At 67.9% G+C, this 16,166-nt stretch carries 15 protein-coding genes; all 15 read left to right on the forward strand.

Going from position 1 to position 16,166, the window contains the following annotated elements:
* Window positions 1-368: 368 nt before the first annotated feature.
* Window positions 369-839 carry a division/cell wall cluster transcriptional repressor MraZ gene (locus ASE70_RS01560; protein WP_056403674.1) on the forward strand — a complete coding sequence of 157 codons (471 nt, stop codon included), beginning with the start codon at window positions 369-371 and terminating at the stop codon, window positions 837-839.
* A complete protein-coding gene (gene rsmH, locus ASE70_RS01565; protein WP_056500631.1) occupies window positions 836-1,786 on the forward strand; it encodes a 16S rRNA (cytosine(1402)-N(4))-methyltransferase RsmH in 951 nt (316 codons plus the stop codon). The genes ASE70_RS01560 and rsmH overlap by 4 nt, the downstream gene beginning before the upstream one ends.
* On the forward strand, window positions 1,783-2,364 hold the full coding sequence (locus ASE70_RS01570; RefSeq protein WP_156355896.1) for a hypothetical protein: 582 nt from the start codon (window positions 1,783-1,785) through the stop codon (window positions 2,362-2,364). Before rsmH ends, ASE70_RS01570 begins: the two co-directional genes overlap by 4 nt.
* Window positions 2,361-4,076, forward strand: coding sequence for a peptidoglycan D,D-transpeptidase FtsI family protein (locus ASE70_RS01575; protein WP_056403666.1), 1,716 nt, complete (start codon window positions 2,361-2,363; stop codon window positions 4,074-4,076). Before ASE70_RS01570 ends, ASE70_RS01575 begins: the two co-directional genes overlap by 4 nt.
* Complete coding sequence (locus tag ASE70_RS01580) at window positions 4,073-5,488, forward strand: UDP-N-acetylmuramoyl-L-alanyl-D-glutamate--2,6-diaminopimelate ligase (RefSeq protein WP_056500639.1); 1,416 nt, start codon at window positions 4,073-4,075, stop codon at window positions 5,486-5,488. Before ASE70_RS01575 ends, ASE70_RS01580 begins: the two co-directional genes overlap by 4 nt.
* The gene (locus tag ASE70_RS01585; protein WP_235519513.1) at window positions 5,472-6,866 is read left to right on the forward strand and encodes a UDP-N-acetylmuramoyl-tripeptide--D-alanyl-D-alanine ligase; all 1,395 of its coding nucleotides are present in this window, start codon (window positions 5,472-5,474) and stop codon (window positions 6,864-6,866) included. The genes ASE70_RS01580 and ASE70_RS01585 overlap by 17 nt, the downstream gene beginning before the upstream one ends.
* Window positions 6,866-7,936, forward strand: a complete 1,071-nt coding sequence (mraY, locus tag ASE70_RS01590; RefSeq protein ID WP_056500644.1) for a phospho-N-acetylmuramoyl-pentapeptide-transferase — start codon at window positions 6,866-6,868, stop codon at window positions 7,934-7,936. The genes ASE70_RS01585 and mraY overlap by 1 nt, the downstream gene beginning before the upstream one ends.
* Window positions 7,933-9,294: a UDP-N-acetylmuramoyl-L-alanine--D-glutamate ligase gene (gene murD, locus ASE70_RS01595; RefSeq protein WP_056500646.1), complete on the forward strand. Its 1,362-nt coding sequence runs from the start codon at window positions 7,933-7,935 to the stop codon at window positions 9,292-9,294. The genes mraY and murD overlap by 4 nt, the downstream gene beginning before the upstream one ends.
* Window positions 9,291-10,523, forward strand: coding sequence for an FtsW/RodA/SpoVE family cell cycle protein (locus tag ASE70_RS01600; protein WP_056403654.1), 1,233 nt, complete (start codon window positions 9,291-9,293; stop codon window positions 10,521-10,523). Before murD ends, ASE70_RS01600 begins: the two co-directional genes overlap by 4 nt.
* Complete coding sequence (gene murG / locus ASE70_RS01605; protein ID WP_056403653.1) at window positions 10,520-11,665, forward strand: undecaprenyldiphospho-muramoylpentapeptide beta-N-acetylglucosaminyltransferase; 1,146 nt, start codon at window positions 10,520-10,522, stop codon at window positions 11,663-11,665. Before ASE70_RS01600 ends, murG begins: the two co-directional genes overlap by 4 nt.
* Complete coding sequence (gene murC / locus ASE70_RS01610) at window positions 11,662-13,068, forward strand: UDP-N-acetylmuramate--L-alanine ligase (RefSeq protein WP_056500649.1); 1,407 nt, start codon at window positions 11,662-11,664, stop codon at window positions 13,066-13,068. The genes murG and murC overlap by 4 nt, the downstream gene beginning before the upstream one ends.
* Window positions 13,065-13,259, forward strand: coding sequence for a hypothetical protein (locus ASE70_RS01615; protein WP_056500653.1), 195 nt, complete (start codon window positions 13,065-13,067; stop codon window positions 13,257-13,259). The genes murC and ASE70_RS01615 overlap by 4 nt, the downstream gene beginning before the upstream one ends.
* Window positions 13,256-14,137, forward strand: coding sequence for a UDP-N-acetylmuramate dehydrogenase (gene murB, locus ASE70_RS01620; RefSeq protein WP_200925574.1), 882 nt, complete (start codon window positions 13,256-13,258; stop codon window positions 14,135-14,137). Before ASE70_RS01615 ends, murB begins: the two co-directional genes overlap by 4 nt.
* A 169-nt stretch (window positions 14,138-14,306) precedes the next feature.
* Entirely contained in the window at window positions 14,307-15,230 is a 924-nt protein-coding gene (locus tag ASE70_RS01625; RefSeq protein ID WP_200925575.1) for a D-alanine--D-alanine ligase, read from the forward strand.
* Window positions 15,227-16,156 (forward strand): cell division protein FtsQ/DivIB, encoded by a 930-nt coding sequence (locus ASE70_RS01630; protein ID WP_056403641.1) that lies wholly within the window; start codon window positions 15,227-15,229, stop codon window positions 16,154-16,156. Before ASE70_RS01625 ends, ASE70_RS01630 begins: the two co-directional genes overlap by 4 nt.
* Window positions 16,157-16,166: the final 10 nt, after the last annotated feature.

The raw sequence follows: 16,166 nt of genomic DNA on the forward strand, positions 1-16,166 counted from the left end.
CGGCGGTGCAACCGGTTCCCTGTCCGGAGTCGAGGAACTCAGCGCGTGCCAGTCTCGCCCGACTGCGACGGTCCGGCCGCCCATCCGCACCTGTCGCGCACCGCCTTCTACCCCGAATGGGGTACCCTCCCATCCCCGTGCCCGGCAAAGAGGAAAAGTGCTTGAGAACAAACAACGTACATCTCATAAATTGACGTCGCGGTGGGGTAAAATCCCATCCTCACCCAACTTCGCCCATTGTGACCCAGATCTAGTTTTGATACTTCCTTAACCGTCACAGGGGGCAGGTCCTGGGATCGTCGAATCTTCTCGCGCGGCGCGTATTTGCCGGGCGCGACGCTTCTCCTGCGTGACCGAACAGGGGCGATGTGTCGGACAGGGAACTCTACCTGAGCTATGGGCTACAGGCGGTCGACGCGAAGGGTCGCGTCGCAGTGCCTGCCAAGCTGCGCTCGGTGCTGGAGAAGAACGCCGACGCCCGCGAACTGCTCATCAAGCGGCACGGCAAGCATGTCTGCCTCAGCGCGTTCGACACTGCCTGGCCCAAAATCCTCTATTCGCGCCGGCCGCAGGGCAGCGACGAGGATGTCGACACCGATTACAATGTGGCGGGCAAGGCGTTCGGCAACCTCGAATCGGCACCGTTCGACAGCGCCGGGCGCTTCGTGCTGCCGACCTTCTATCGTCGCCGGGCGAAGATCGACAAATGGGCGTTCTTCCATGGGCGCGGCGACACCTTCAACATCTGGGACCCGTTCACCCTGATCGCCGATGCCGAGATCGACGCCGATACGCGCGAGCTGTGCGAATTCCTGATGGAAGAGAAGGGGCTGCAATGACCGCCGCTTCCCACATTCCGGTGCTGCTGGTCGAGGCCGTCGCGGCGCTCGCGATCCAGCCGGGCGAGACCCATGTCGACGCGACGTTCGGCGCGGGCGGCTACACGCGTGCCATGCTCGCGGCCGGCGCGCGGGTGATCGCGTTCGACCGCGATCCGACCGCGCACGTCGCCGCCAGGCCGCTGCTCGACGAAGCCGGCGACCGGCTGCTGCTGATCGAGGCACCTTTTTCGGCGATGGCGGGTGAATTGGCGGCGCGCGGCATTGACGCGGTCGACGGGGTCGTCATGGATATCGGCGTATCCTCGATGCAGCTCGATCAGGCCGATCGAGGCTTTTCCTTTCAATCGGATGGCCCCCTCGACATGCGGATGAGCCGGGAAGGCATGACGGCGGCCGAATGGCTGAACACTGCCGATGAGGCCGAGATTTCCGACGTGCTCGACCGCTATGGCGAGGAGCCGCGCCACCGCCGCGTCGCGAACTTCATCGTCGGCGCGCGGCCGCTGTCGCGCACCGGCGAACTGGCGGCGGTCGTGCGCCGGGCGCTCGGCCACCGTCCGCATGAAAAGAAGGACCCGGCGACCCGCGCGTTCCAGGCGGTCCGTATCCACCTGAACGACGAACTGGGCGAACTGACCGCCGGGCTCGACGCGGCGGAGCGGGTACTGCGTCCCGGCGGGCGGTTGTCGGTGGTCAGCTTCCACAGCCTCGAGGACCGTATCGTGAAGCGTTTCCTGCGGACACGCGGCGGCGCGATGCCCGCCGGTTCGCGGCACCGCCCGGTGGTGGTGCAGGGGCCGGCCCCCAGTTTCGGCAACATCGCCAAGGCGGTGCGGCCAAGCGACGAAGAAGTGACGATCAATCCGCGCGCGCGTTCGGCGACGTTGCGCGTGGGGCTTCGCACGGCGTCTGCGCCGTGGAATTCGACCGGGAGTGCGATGTGATGGGTGCGTTCGGGTTCGGAGCGTTGGGGAAGCTGGTGGCGCTGGGGGTGATGGCCCCCGCCTTCTACCTCGTCATCTCGCAGGGCGCGGCGGAGCGTGGGCGCGTCGAGGCGATCGAGCGGTCGATCGTGCAGGCGCGACAGGACATCCGTTCGCTCGAAACCGAATTCGATACCCGCGCGAACATGGCGCAGCTCGAACGCTGGAACGGTGACGTGCTGGCGCTCGCCGCGCCGCGCGCCGAACAATATGTCGGTGGCGAGCATCAACTGGCGTCGCTGCCCGGCCGGACCGAGGGCGGCAATGTTGCGCTCGCCTATGTCGTGCCCAGCGCGCCGATGGAGGCCGCGCCCGCCCCCGAACCGGCCCTCGCCGCCGCAGCACCGGTCGCCGCGTCCGCGCCTGCCAGGGTCGAACCGGCGCGCAACGTGAAGCCGGTCGGCCCGGTGCAGACGGCACGGGCGGACGTCATTCCGGCAAAGGCACGGGCAGTGGCGATGCTCGACCGAACCCTGCTAAGCGATGCGACGATGGCCGATCTGGCCCGCTCCGCCCGCAAGGAAGCCGCCCGCCCGTGATCGTCGTTGTCGCCCCTTCGCTCAACCAGCAGCGTGCCGATGGCGCGCGGCATACGCTGGTGAACGTCGCCCATTACCGGTTGATGGTGCTGATGCTGCTGTTCGCGGCAGGGGTGGCGGCTATTCTCGTGCGGCTGATGCTGCTTGGCGTCATGGCCGAACCGCGTTCGGCGATCGCGGCGGAAGCGGCGCTGGTCCCGCTGCGCGGCGATCTGGTCGATCGCAACGGCGCGCCGCTCGCGCGGACCATCGATGCCTGGTCGATCGCGGTGCGTCCCGACAAGGTGATCGGCGACAAGCGGCAACTGGCCGAACAGCTCGCTGCGCTGATGCCCGATCACGACGCGGCCTATTATTACGCGCAGCTCAATCTCGACCGGGGCTTCGTCTATCTGCGCCGCCGCGCGCTGCCCGAACTGGTGCAGGCGGTGAATGCGCTCGGCGAACCGGGCATCGCGCTGGGCCGGGAACCCGAACGCCTGTATCCGCAGAGCGCGATGGCGGCCCATGCGCTCGGCTATCTCGACATGGACGGGCGCGGCGTGCGCGGCATGGAGAAATTCCTGAACGCGCGGCTGATCGACCCGGCCGAACGCGGGCGTCCGGTGGCGCTCAGCCTCGACACGCGCGTGCAGGCCGCGCTGGAAAGCGAACTCGCCAATGCGATGGCGGTGTTCCAGGCGCGCGGCGCGGGCGGCGTCGTCCTCGACAGCGATACCGGCGAAGTCATCGCCATGACCTCGCTGCCGACCTTCAATCCCAACCACGTCACCGCGAACACCGGTCAGATGAACACGGTGACGCAGGGCGTGTACGAATTGGGCTCGGCGTTCAAGCCGCTGACCATGGCGGCGGCGCTCGACGATGGGGTCGTCCCGTCGCTGTCGAAGCGGTACGACGCGACCGAGCCGCTGCATGTCGGCGGCTTCCGCATCCGCGACGATCACGCGCAGAAACGCTGGATGAACGTCCCCGAAATTCTCGTCCATTCGTCCAATATCGGCACTGCACGTATCGCCGACGAAATGGGCCAGGCGCGGATGGAAAAGCTGTTCCGCTCGCTGCATTTCGATGCCGCGCCCGATATCGAACTGGAAAAGTCGCGTACGATCTGGCCGCGCTACTGGGGCCGGACGACGACCATGACCACCGCCTTCGGGCATGGCATTGCCGTTACCCCGCTGCACCTCGCCAGCGCCTATGCCGCGCTGGTCAATGGTGGCATCTGGCGTCCGGCGACGATCCTGAAGCTGAAGCCCGGACAGGCTCCGGCGGGTCGCCGCGTGTTTTCGGAAGCGACCAGCGCCAAGATGCGCGGGCTGCTGCGCCTGATCGTTACCGACGGTACCGGCAAGAAGGCCGAAGCTCCCGGTTTCCGCGTCGGTGGAAAGACCGGTACCGCCGAGACGGTTGGCGCGCATGGCGGCTATTCGAAGCGCGTGAACGTATCGACCTTTGCCGCCGTCTTTCCGATGGATCGTCCGCGCTATGTCGTGATCGCGATGCTCGACAGCCCGAAGGGGACGAAGGAGACGTTCGGTTTCACCAGTGCGGCATGGACCGCCGCACCGGTCGTCAGCCGCGTCATCTCGCGGACCGGTCCATTGTTGGGGGTGATTCCCGACGCCAATGCCGATATCGACGTCGCCGGACTGCGCGGGCTGCTGTGGCACGCGCCGGGTGATGCGAAGAAACTGGCGAACGTGGAATGAAATTAGGGACGATTACCGGCGGTGACGAACCGCAGATCGTGACCGGCTTTGCGATCGACCATCGCAAGGTCGCGCCGGGCACCGTCTTCGGCGCGTTCGAAGGGGCGCGGGTGAATGGCGAGGACTATATTCCCGCCGCGATTGCCGCCGGGGCGATCGCCGTCGTCGCCCGACCCGAAGCGGTGGTCGAGGGCGCGGTCCATATCGCCGTGCGGGACCCGCGAGAGGCCTTTGCCCGTGCCGCCGCGCAGTTCTTCGCGCCGTTCCCGCCGACCTGCGTCGCGGTCACCGGCACCAATGGCAAGACCAGCACCGTCGAAATGGTGCGACAACTGTGGCGGATGCAGGGGCATCACGCCGCATCGATCGGCACGCTGGGCGTCACCACCGCCGACGAACGCGTCGTCACCGGGCTGACCACGCCCGACATCGTCACCTTCCTGTCGAACGTCGCCGGGCTGGCGCGCGAGGGCGTGACCCATGTCGCGTTCGAGGCGTCGAGCCACGGCCTGTCGCAATATCGCACCGAAGGGCTGCCGGTCCGCGCCGCCGCCTTCACCAATCTCAGCCGCGATCACCTCGACTATCATGGTGACATGGCCACCTATCTGACCGCCAAGCTGCGCCTGTTCGCCGAGATGCTGGCCGATGACGGTACGGCGGTGGTGTGGGTCGACGATCCCCATGCCGACCGCGTGATCGATCTGGCGCGCGTCCGCGGCAACACGCTGATCACCGTCGGTGAACATGGAGACACGCTGCGCCTGACCGCGCGCGAGCCGAGCCTGCTGGGGCAGGCGCTGACGATCGAGGCCGAGGGGCAGGCGCACAAGGTGCAATTGCCGTTGATCGGTGCCTATCAGGCGGCGAACGCGCTGACCGCCGCCGGGCTGGTGCTGGCGACCGGCGGCACCCTCGCCGCGACGCTGGCCGGGCTGGCGCGGTTGCAGCCGGTGCGCGGGCGGCTGGAACGCGCGGTGATCCTGCCCAATGGCGCGCCGGTCTATGTCGACTATGCCCACACCCCCGATGCGCTGGAGGCAGCAATCGCCGCGCTGCGTCCGCACGCGGCCGGGCGGCTGATCGTCGTGTTCGGCGCGGGCGGCGACCGCGACACCGGCAAGCGCGCGCCGATGGGTGAGGTCGTGGCGAACCATGCCGACGTCGCGATCGTCACCGACGACAATCCGCGCACCGAAGACGCCGCGAGCATCCGTGCGCAGGTATTGGCCGGCGCGCCCGACGCGACCGAGATTGGCGACCGCCGCGCCGCGATCCGCGCCGCGTGCGCGATGGCGCAGTCGGGCGACATCGTGCTGATCGCGGGCAAGGGGCATGAACAGGGCCAGATCGTCGGCAACATGATCCTGCGCTTCGACGACGTGCAGGTGGCGCGTGACTGTGCAGGCTGACGGAGCCGGTCCGCTCTGGACATCGGCAGCGATAGCCGCTGCGACCGGCGGTATCGCTTCGGCCGACTTCGACGCGAACGGCGTCGCCTTCGACAGCCGCGAGGTCGGGTCCGGCGACCTGTTCGTGGCACTGTCGGGCGAGGCGACCGACGGCCATCGTTTCGTCGCACAGGCATTCGCGCAAGGGGCGGCGGGCGCACTGGTGTCGCAGCCGGTCGACGGGCCGCACGTGCTGGTGTCCGACACCACTGCCGCGCTCGACCTGCTCGCCCATGCCGCCCGCGCCCGCACGACCGGGCGGATCATCGGCGTCACCGGATCGGTCGGCAAGACCGGCACCAAGGAAGCATTGTTCGCCGCGCTCGACCGCGTCAGCTTCGGACAGGCGCACCGCTCGGTCAAAAGCTACAACAACCATACCGGCGTACCCTTGAGCCTCGCTCGCATGCGCGCGACGACGCGGGCGGCGGTGCTGGAAATGGGCATGAACCATGCGGGCGAGCTGTCGCGGCTGACGCGGCTGGTCCGGCCCGACATCGCGATCATCACCACCATCGCCCCCGCCCACACCGAATTCTTCACCGGGGAAGACGCGATCGCCCGCGCCAAGGGCGAGATTTTCGAAGGGCTGACCCCCGGCGGCGTCGCGATCGTGCCGTTCGACAGCCCGCACCGCGACACGCTGATCGCGGCGGCCACGCCCTTTGCCGGCCGCATCGTGACGTTCGGCCTGCGCGAGGGTGCCGATGTCCGCGCGATCGAACATGTCCGCCTCTCCTCGGGCGACAGCTTCGTGACCGCCCGGCTGGGCGAGCGCGAGGTCAGCTATACGCTGGCCCAGCCCGGCGATCACTGGGTCGCCAATTCGCTGGCGGTGATCGCGGCGATCGATGCGATCGGCGGCGATCTCGGCGTGGCCGGGCTGGCGCTAGCCGATCTCGATGGCCTTGCCGGGCGCGGCGCGCGTCGCCGGATCGCTGTCGGCGACGGCGAGGCGCTGATCATCGACGAAAGCTACAACGCCAACCCCGCCTCGATGCGCGCGACGTTGAAGGTGCTTGCCGCCGAAACCGCCGGGCGCCGCGTCGCGGTGCTGGGCGAAATGCGCGAGCTGGGGGATTCGTCCGACGCCTATCATGCCGCGCTGGCGGTCCCGATCGACGAAGCGGGCGTTTCGCGCGCCATATTGGTGGGGCAGGGGATGCTCCCCCTTGCCAAGGCGCTTGAGGGGCGCGTCGAAACCGTCCATGTGCCCGACGCCGCCGCCGCCGCGCGGGTCCTGTCGGACCTGCTGCTGCCTGGCGATGCGGTACTCGTAAAGGGATCGAACGGGGTGGGGCTGGCGCGGGTCGTCGCCGACCTGTGGGGCCAGAACTGATGTTGTACGAAATCGCCGAATATCTCGGCTTTCCCGGTGTGCTGAACCTGTTCCGCTACCTGTCGTTCCGCACCGGTGCGGCGACGGCGACGGCGCTGTTCCTCGGCCTCATCATCGGTCCGCGCTTCATCGGCTGGCTGCGCGTGCGACAGGGCAAGGGGCAGCCGATCCGCCTCGACGGACCGCAGAGCCACCTCGCCAAGCGCGGCACGCCGACCATGGGCGGGCTGATGATCCTGACCTCGCTCACGGTCGCGGTGCTGCTGTGGACCGATCTCGCCAATCCGTTCGTCTGGGCCTGCCTGTTCGTGACGCTGGGCTTCGCCGCGATCGGCTTCCTCGACGATTATGACAAGGTGCGAAAGGCCAGCACCGCCGGCGTCTCGGGCCGGGTCCGGCTGTTGCTCGAATTCTTCATCGCCGGCGTCGCCAGCTGGATCATCATCCGCCAGACCGGCACGATGCTCTATGTCCCGTTCTTTTCGGGCGTGGCGATCGATCTGGGGCCGTTCTACATCGTTTTCGCCGCCTTCACGATCGTCGCGTTCGGCAATGCGGTGAACCTGACCGACGGATTGGACGGTCTTGCGACGATGCCGGTCATCATCGCTTCGGTCGCGCTGATGCTGATCGTCTACATGGTCGGCAACGCCAAGTTCGCCGCCTATCTCGGCATCCCGCACGTGTTGGGCGCGGGCGATCTGGCACTGTTCTGCGGCGCGATCGTCGGGGCGGGGCTGGCGTTCCTGTGGTACAACGCGCCCCCGGCGGCGGTGTTCATGGGCGATACCGGCAGCCTTGCGCTCGGCGGCGCGCTGGGCGCGATCGCGGTGTCGTCGCACCATGAAATCGTGCTGGCGATCATCGGCGGGCTGTTCGTGGTCGAGGCGCTGTCGGTCATCATCCAGGTGTTTTGGTATAAGCGCACCGGCAAGCGCATCTTCCGCATGGCTCCGATCCATCATCATTTCGAACAGCTCGGCTGGGCCGAGGCGACGGTCGTGATCCGGTTCTGGATCGTGGCGTTCGTGCTGGCACTGGCCGGCCTGTCGACGCTGAAACTGCGGTGATCACCGCTGCCGCCTGGGCGGGGAAGAAATTCGCGGTGCTTGGGCTGGCGCGCTCCGGCGCGGCGACGGTGCGGGCGTTGCTGGCGGGGGGCGCGCAGGTCGTGGCGTGGGACGGTGATGAAGCGCGCCGTTCTCCCTCTCTCCGCTTGCGGGGAGAGGGTCGGGGAGAGGGGACTTCTTCTTCTTCTTCGATAGCGCCCGCGACTGCCCCTCTCCCAACCCTCTCCCCCATGGGGGAGAGGGCTTTGACGTTTGTCGATCCGCTCACGATCGACCTCACCGGCTTCGACGGCGTGGTCGTCTCGCCCGGCGTGCCGCTCAACCGCCACCCAATCGCCCAGCACGCCGGCGGCGTCCCCATCATCGGCGACATCGAACTCTTCGCGCAGGCCCGCGCCGACCTGCCCCCGCACAAGGTCGTCGGCATCACCGGCACCAACGGCAAGTCGACCACCACCGCCCTCATCCACCACATCCTGACCCAGGCCGGCGTGCCCGCACGGATGGGCGGCAATATCGGCCTGCCGATCCTCGCGCAGGACCCGTTGCCCGGAGGCGGTGTGTACGTCCTCGAACTGTCGAGCTACCAGATCGACCTGACCACCAGTCTCGACTGCGACGTCGCGGTGCTGCTGAACATCACGCCCGACCATCTCGACCGCTATGCCGGGTTCGAAGCCTATGCCGCCTCGAAAGCACGCCTGTTCGCGATGCAGTCCGCTGGCCACGCCGCGATCGTCGGCACCGGCGACGCGACGTCGGCGGCCATCGCCGACACCCTGCCGCACGCCATTCGCATCGCCGTCCCGGCCGACGCGCTCGCCTTTGGCCCCGCGCTTGCCGGTCCGCACAATGCCCAGAACGCGCTGACCGCCATCGCCGTCTGCGAGGCGCTCGGCCTCGACGCCGACACCATCGGCGCCGGTTTGCAGAGCTACCGCGCGCTCCCGCACCGCATGGCGCACGTCGCCGACCTGAACGGCGTCGCCTATGTCGACGACAGCAAGGCGACCAACCCCGATTCAACCGCACCGGCGCTCAGCGCGTTCGGCCGCATTCACTGGATCGTCGGCGGCCTCGCCAAATCCGACGACCTCGACGCCTGCCGCCCCGGCTTCGGCAATGTCGTGCGCGCCTACACCATCGGCACCGCTGCCGAACGCTTCGCCGAATTGCTCGCCCCCGACATGGCCGTCGAAATCGCGGGCACGCTCGACGCAGCGGTCCGCAGTGCCGCCGAACAGGCCCAACCAGGCGACACCGTGCTGTTGTCGCCCGCCTGCGCCTCGTTCGACCAGTACAGCGATTTCGAAGCGCGCGGCCGCGCCTTCGCAGCAGCGGTGGAGGCTTTGCGATGACCGATCTGGGACGCGGGCGGGATGTCCGCGCGCTGCGGCAACGGGTCGAAACGCTGCAGGGCCGCAGCGCCCGCTCGCCGATCGGCGCATGGTTTCGCGAAGTCGACCGGGTGCTGCTGCTGATCGCGATGGTGCTGATCGCGATCGGGCTGGTCGCGGTTGCCGCGGCGTCGCCCGCCTCGGCCGTACGGTACTCGGGCGGCGATGTCACCGTGCCGCCGATGATGTATTTCTGGCGACAGGCGGGGTGGATCGCCTTTTCCTTCCCCGTCATGATCGCGGTATCGATGCTGCCGGTCACCTTTGCCCGGCGGCTGTGCCTGTTCGGTACCGCCGTCCTGCTGCTCGCGCTGATGGTCACGCCGTTCGTGGGCGTGGAGGCGAACGGTGCCCGGCGCTGGGTCAGCCTCGGCATCGGCCAGTTCCAGCCGTCCGAATTTCTCAAACCGATGTTCATCGTCACGACGGCATGGCTGTTGTCGCTGCGCGCCAAGGACCCGCAACTGCCGATGCTGTGGGTCACCGGCGCACTGACGGCGGTCATCGCCGGCTGCCTGATGTTGCAGCCCGATTTTGGCCAGACGGTCATCTTCTGCTGCACCTGGGCGGCGCTGCTGGTGATCTCGGGCATTTCGGTCCGCACCATGGCGCTGCTCGCCGGGGCAGGGGTGGGGCTGGTCGCTGCCGCCTACACCTTCTACGGCACGGCGCGGGTTCGCATCGATGGCTTCCTGTTCCCCGACCCGCAAAGCGCCGCGACCGACAGCTATCAGGTCGACATGGCCCATGCCGTGCTGACCGCGGGCGGTGCGATCGGCACCGGTCCCGGGGGCGGGCGCGTGAAGTTCAAGCTGCCCGAGGCACATACCGACTATATCTTTGCCGTGGTCGGGGAGGAATTCGGCCTGATCGCCTGTGCGATCATTGCGCTGATCTTCCTCGCGATCGTCGTGCGCGTCTTCGTGCGCCTGCTCGATGAGGAGGACGCGTTCAAACTGCTCGCCGCTGCCGGCCTCGCCGTGCAGTTCGGGGCGCAGGCGCTGATCAACATGGCGGTCAATGTCGGAATCGCCCCGTCGAAGGGGATGACGCTGCCGTTCATCTCCTATGGCGGGTCGTCGATGATCGCGCTGTCGACGGCGATGGGACTGCTGCTCGCTTTCACCCGCCGGAACCCGTATCTGAGCCGCTCACCTTACGGCCCACAGCGCTGGAGCGGAGCGAAATGAGCAAACATTATGTCCTCGCCGCCGGGGGCACCGGGGGACATATGGTTCCTGCCGCCGCGCTGGCGGTCGAACTGACCCGGCGCGGCCACCGCGTCGCGCTGGTCAGCGACGAACGCGGCGTGCGGTTCCCCGACCTGTTCGACGGCATCCAGACCCATGTCCTGCCCGCCGGTCGGTTGAGCGGCGGGCCGATCGGCTGGCTGAAGGCCGGGCGGCAGATGCTGGCCGGGCGGTCGATGGCGATCGAACTGTACCGGACGTTCCGCCCCTCGGCGGTCATCGGTTTCGGCGGCTATCCGGCACTGCCGGCACTGCTCGCCGCCTTTGCGCAAAAGGTGCCGACGATCGTCCACGAACAGAATGCCGTGCTCGGCCGGGTCAACCGGCTGGTCGCGGGCAGCGTCGATGCCATCGCCACCAGCTACGAACAGGTCGACCGTCTGAAGGACAAGCATGTCCCCAAGACGCATCTGGTCGGCAATCCGGTGCGCGACAGCGTCCTCACCCTGCGCGATCGTCCCTATCCGATGCTCGATGCGGAGGGAATTTTCCGCGTGCTGGTGACCGGCGGCAGCCAGGGGGCTAGCATCCTCAGCCAGGTCGTGCCCGACGGTCTCGCGCTGTTGCCCGTCGCGTTCCGTCGGCGGATGCAGGTGACGCATCAGGCACGGATCGAGGATATCGACCTGGTGCGCGCCAAATATGCCCAACACGGCATTCCGGCCGAGATCGCGACCTATCTGCCCGACCTGCCCGACCGGCTGGCATGGGCGCATGTCGTGATCGCGCGCGCCGGTGCCTCGACCATCGCCGAACTGACCGCCGCCGGCCGTCCCGCGATCCTCGTGCCGCTGCCCAGTGCGACCGACGATCACCAGACCGCGAATTGCCGCGAGATCGTGACGGCCGGTGGTGGCCGGGCGATCGCCCAGTCGCAATTCACTGCCGCGGAACTGGCGAAGCAAATCCAGAAGCTCGGCCTCGATCCCGCCGCGCTCGCCAATGCGGCGGCGCGTGCGCGCAGTTGCGGGCGGCCGTTCGCGGTGCGTGACATGGCCGATCTGGTGGAGAGCATCGACGCACCCAAGGCGAAAGTGGGCAGGACCGCCCCCGCCAAACGACAGAAGGAAGCATTTGCGTGAAGGGTGTCGCGACCGATATCGGCACGATCCATTTCGTCGGCATCGGCGGCATCGGCATGTCGGGCATTGCCGAGGTGATGCACAATCTCGGCTACAAAGTGCAGGGATCGGACGTCGCCGAGGGCTATGTCGTCGACGGCCTGCGAGCGCGCGGTATCGACGTGCATATCGGCCACAAGGCGGAGAATGTGGAGGGCGTGGCGGTCGTCGTCACTTCCACCGCGATCAAGCCCGGCAATCCCGAACGCGACCATGCGCTGGCGAAGCGTATTCCGGTGGTGCGCCGTGCGGAGATGCTGGCCGAACTGATGCGGCTGAAATCGACCGTCGCGGTCGCGGGGACGCATGGTAAGACGACCACAACCTCGCTGATCGCCGCGCTGCTCGATGCCGGCGGCGTCGATCCGACCGTCATCAACGGCGGCATCATCAACAGCTACGGCTCGAACGCGCGGCTTGGCGCATCCGACTGGATGGTGGTCGAGGCCGACGAGAGCGACGGCAGCTTCCTGCGATTGGATGGCACGATCGCGGTGGTGACCAACATCGACCCCGAACATCTCGACCATTATGGCAGCTTCGACCGGGCGAAGGACGCCTATGTCGAATTCATCGAGAATGTGCCCTTTTACGGCGCGGCGGTGCTCTGTCTCGATCACCCCGAAGTGCAGGCACTGATCCCGCGCATCCGCGACCGCCGTATCGTGACCTATGGTTTCTCGGCCCAGTCCGACATTCGCGGCGTCGAGGTGACGGCGGGCCGCGACGGCAACCGCTTCGACTGCGTGGTACGCGACCGTGACGGCCAGACCCGCACGATCTCGGGCATCCACCTGCCGATGGCCGGCCGCCACAATGTCCAGAACGCGCTGGCGGCGATCGCCGTCGCGGTCGAACTGGGTCTCGACGACGCGACGATCGCGCAGGGCTTCGCGAAGTTCGGGGGCGTGAAGCGCCGCTTCACCCGCGTCGGCGAAGTGGCGGGCATGACCGTGATCGACGATTACGGCCACCACCCGGTCGAAATCCGCGCGGTGCTTTCCGCCGCCCGCGAAGCGACCGGCGGGCGGGTCATCGCCGTCGTCCAGCCGCACCGCTATTCGCGATTGGGCGCGCTGATGGACGAGTTCGCACAGGCGTTCAATGACGCTGATGCGGTCCATGTCCTGCCCGTCTATGCCGCGGGCGAGACCCCGGTCGACGGCGTGAGCGCCGAGGCACTGGTCGACGGCATCCGCCTGCGCGGCCACCGTTCGGCACAGGTCGCGGCGGACAAGGACGCGCTCGCCACCGCGCTCGCCGCCGAGGGGCAGGACGGCGACCTGATCGTCTGTCTAGGCGCGGGCGACATAACGAAGATCGCCGCCGGCCTGCCCGCCGCGATCGGTGAGAACCTCAAATGAGCGACTGGTTCTCCACCGCGATCGAGATGCAGCGCGAAATCCTGCGTGCGCAACAGGCGCAGCTCGACGCCGCCGGCAAGCTCCTCGACACCGCCGAACAGCGGGACATGACGCAAGTTGGCAAGCAGATCGTCGACGCACAGGCCGAGGCATGGACCGCATGGGCGCGCTTCTGGGGCGTCGGCAAATGACCCTGCCGCCGGTCCGTGGCAAACTGACCGCGAACGCCCCTTTGGCCCCGCTCGTCTGGTTCAAGGCGGGTGGCGCGGCGCAGTGGCTGTTCGAACCGGCCGATACGGACGACCTGTGCGACTTCCTCCGCGCGCTGGACCCCGCGACGCCGGTGATGGGGCTGGGCCTCGGCTCCAACCTGATCGTGCGCGACGGCGGCGTGCCCGGCGTCGTCGTCCGCCTCGGCAAGTCCTTCGCCAAGGTCGTCGCCGACGGCCTGACGCTCACCTGCGGCGGCGGGGCGAGCGGCATCCTCGTCTCCTCGACCGCGCGTGACGCGGGCATTGCCGGCGTCGAATTCCTGCGCTCGATCCCCGGCACCGTCGGCGGTTTCGTGCGGATGAACGGCGGTGCCTATGGCCGCGAGGTGGCGGACGTGCTGGTCGAGGCGCAGGTCGTGACTCGCGACGGCACGCTGACGACGCTGGCCAACGCCGACCTCCACTACCGCTACCGCCACAGCGACCTGCCCGATGGCTCGATCGTCGTGTCCGCTACCTTTCGCGGCGAGCAGGGCGAACCGCAGACGATCCAGGCCGAAATGGACCGCATCGCCGCCGCTCGCGAAGCCTCGCAACCCTTGCGCTCGAAGACCGGCGGTTCGACCTTCAAGAACCCCGACGGGCACAAGGCATGGGCGCTGGTCGACGCCGCCGGCTGCCGGGGCCTGACGCGTGGCGATGCGCAGGTGTCGGAGAAACACTGCAACTTCCTGCTCAACACCGGCAACGCCTCCAGCGCCGACATCGAGGCGCTGGGCGAGGACGTCCGCGCGAAGGTGCTTGCCGGATCGGGCGTGACGCTGGAGTGGGAAATTCAGCGGGTGGGGGTGGCGTGACCAACCTATCACCAACCACCCCGTTCGGTTCGAGCAGCTTCGAGCGAAGTCGAGAAGCGCCCGTCGAGAACGCGCGCGTCACCACCGCCTTCTCGACTACGGGTCTCGACAAGCTCGACCCTGCGCTCGAAGCAAACGGGTATAGTGTGATAACGAAGGAACCGACCGCGTGACCGACCCCCTGCACATCGTCGTCCTCATGGGCGGCTGGTCGTCGGAACGCGAAGTCTCGCTGATGTCCGGCGCGGGCGTCGCCACCGCGCTCGAATCGCTCGGGCACAATGTCACCCGCATCGACATGGACCGCAACATCGCCGCGCGCCTGACCGAAGCCAAACCCGACCTCGTCTTCAACGCCCTCCACGGTTCGCCCGGCGAAGACGGCACGGTACAGGGCATGATGGACCTGATGGGCCTGCGCTATACGCATAGCGGCCTCGCCACCTCGGTCATCGCGATCGACAAGGTGCTGACCAAGCAGGCGCTGGTGCCTGCCGGCGTGCCGATGCCCGGCGGCCGCATCGTGAAGACGCAGGAACTGCACGACCGCGACCCGCTGCCGCGCCCGTACGTCCTGAAACCCGTCAGCGAAGGCTCCTCGGTCGGCGTCGCCATCGTCACCGACGATAGCAATGTCGGCAACCCGATCGCAGCGGACTCCAAAGGCCCATGGCAGGAATTCGACGAACTCCTCGCCGAACCGTTCATCCGTGGCCGCGAACTGACCACTGCGGTGCTCGGCGACCGTGCCCTCGGCGTCACCGAACTGAAGCCCAAAAGCGGCTTCTACGATTACGACAGCAAATATACCGACGGCCTGACCGAACATGTCTGCCCTGCCGACATCCCCGACGACATCGCCCAGGCGTGCATGGCCTATGCCGTCACCGCCCACCGCGTGCTCGGCTGCAAGGGCGCGTCGCGCACCGACTTCCGCTGGGACGATAGCCAAGGCATCGACGGCCTGTTCGTCCTCGAAACCAATACCCAGCCCGGCATGACCCCCTTGAGCCTCGTCCCCGAACAGGCGCGCCATGTCGGCATGAGCTACGAAGCCCTTGTCGGCTGGATCGTGGAAGAGGCGATGCGATGACCCAGACCGGCAAGCGCGTCGTCCAGACCCGCACCGTCAAGCCCAAGCGCCGCGTCCAGCAGAAGCGCCCGGTCCGTGCCTCGGTCCTCGATCAGGCGGTCGCCGCACTGCCCGGTGGTGCCGCGACCGCGCGCCGCATCGTCGGGTGGAGCCTGACCGCCGGGGCCGGGGCGATCGTCGTCGCGCTCGCCAACTGGTTCGGCCTGTTCGGCATGGTCGGCGTGGCGGCGGCCGAAGCGGTCGGATCGGCCGGCTTCCGCGTCGAACAGATCGAGGTGACCGGCCTCAAACGCATGGACGCGACCTCGGTCTATGCCGTGGCACTCGACCAGCGGTCGCGGGCGATGCCGCTGGTCGATCTCGACGCCACCCGGCAGAAACTGCTCGGCTATGGCTGGATCGCCGATGCCCGCGTCTCGCGCCGGCTGCCCGATACGCTGGTCGTCGACGTGGTCGAACGCGATCCCGCGGCGGTGTGGCAGAACAAGGGTCAGTTGATGCTGATCGACGAGGGCGGCGTGCTGCTCGACGGTGTCCAGCCCAACCGGATGCCGCGCCTGCCGCTGGTCATCGGCGACGGTGCGAATGCGCAGGAACCCGCCTATCGCAAGCTGATGGCAGCCGCGCCCGCGCTGAAACCGGTGGTAAAGGCGGCGGTGTGGATCGGCAATCGCCGCTGGGACATCCTGTTCCAGACCGGCGAGCGGCTGGTCCTGCCCGAAGGCGAGGCCGATTCGGCGAAGGCGCTGGTGAAGTTCGCCCAGCTCGACGGCACGCTCGGCCTGCTCGGCAAGGGCTATGACCGGTTCGACCTGCGCGATCCGACCAAGCTGGTCGTGCGGATGAAACATGCGACGCCGGACGAGGGCGAGGACGACGCTGGCGACAATGCGACCGCGGCGGCACCGCCGACCGACGTCGACTGAACAGGGGGGG

It is taken from the genome of Sphingomonas sp. Leaf22, from assembly GCF_001421715.1.
Classification (GTDB): Bacteria; Pseudomonadota; Alphaproteobacteria; order Sphingomonadales; family Sphingomonadaceae; genus Sphingomonas.

What these genes read in the sequence shown, in the direction of transcription:
- ASE70_RS01580 (WP_056500639.1), top strand. Translation starts at nt 4,073, where the DNA reads ATGAAATTAGGGACGATTACCGGCGGTGACGAACCGCAGATCGTGACC.
- ASE70_RS01600 (WP_056403654.1), top strand. Translation starts at nt 9,291, where the DNA reads ATGACCGATCTGGGACGCGGGCGGGATGTCCGCGCGCTGCGGCAACGG.
- murG (WP_056403653.1), top strand. Translation starts at nt 10,520, where the DNA reads ATGAGCAAACATTATGTCCTCGCCGCCGGGGGCACCGGGGGACATATG.
- murB (WP_200925574.1), top strand. Translation starts at nt 13,256, where the DNA reads ATGACCCTGCCGCCGGTCCGTGGCAAACTGACCGCGAACGCCCCTTTG.
- ASE70_RS01630 (WP_056403641.1), top strand. Translation starts at nt 15,227, where the DNA reads ATGACCCAGACCGGCAAGCGCGTCGTCCAGACCCGCACCGTCAAGCCC.
- rsmH (WP_056500631.1), top strand. Translation starts at nt 836, where the DNA reads ATGACCGCCGCTTCCCACATTCCGGTGCTGCTGGTCGAGGCCGTCGCG.
- ASE70_RS01615 (WP_056500653.1), top strand. Translation starts at nt 13,065, where the DNA reads ATGAGCGACTGGTTCTCCACCGCGATCGAGATGCAGCGCGAAATCCTG.
- mraY (WP_056500644.1), top strand. Translation starts at nt 6,866, where the DNA reads ATGTTGTACGAAATCGCCGAATATCTCGGCTTTCCCGGTGTGCTGAAC.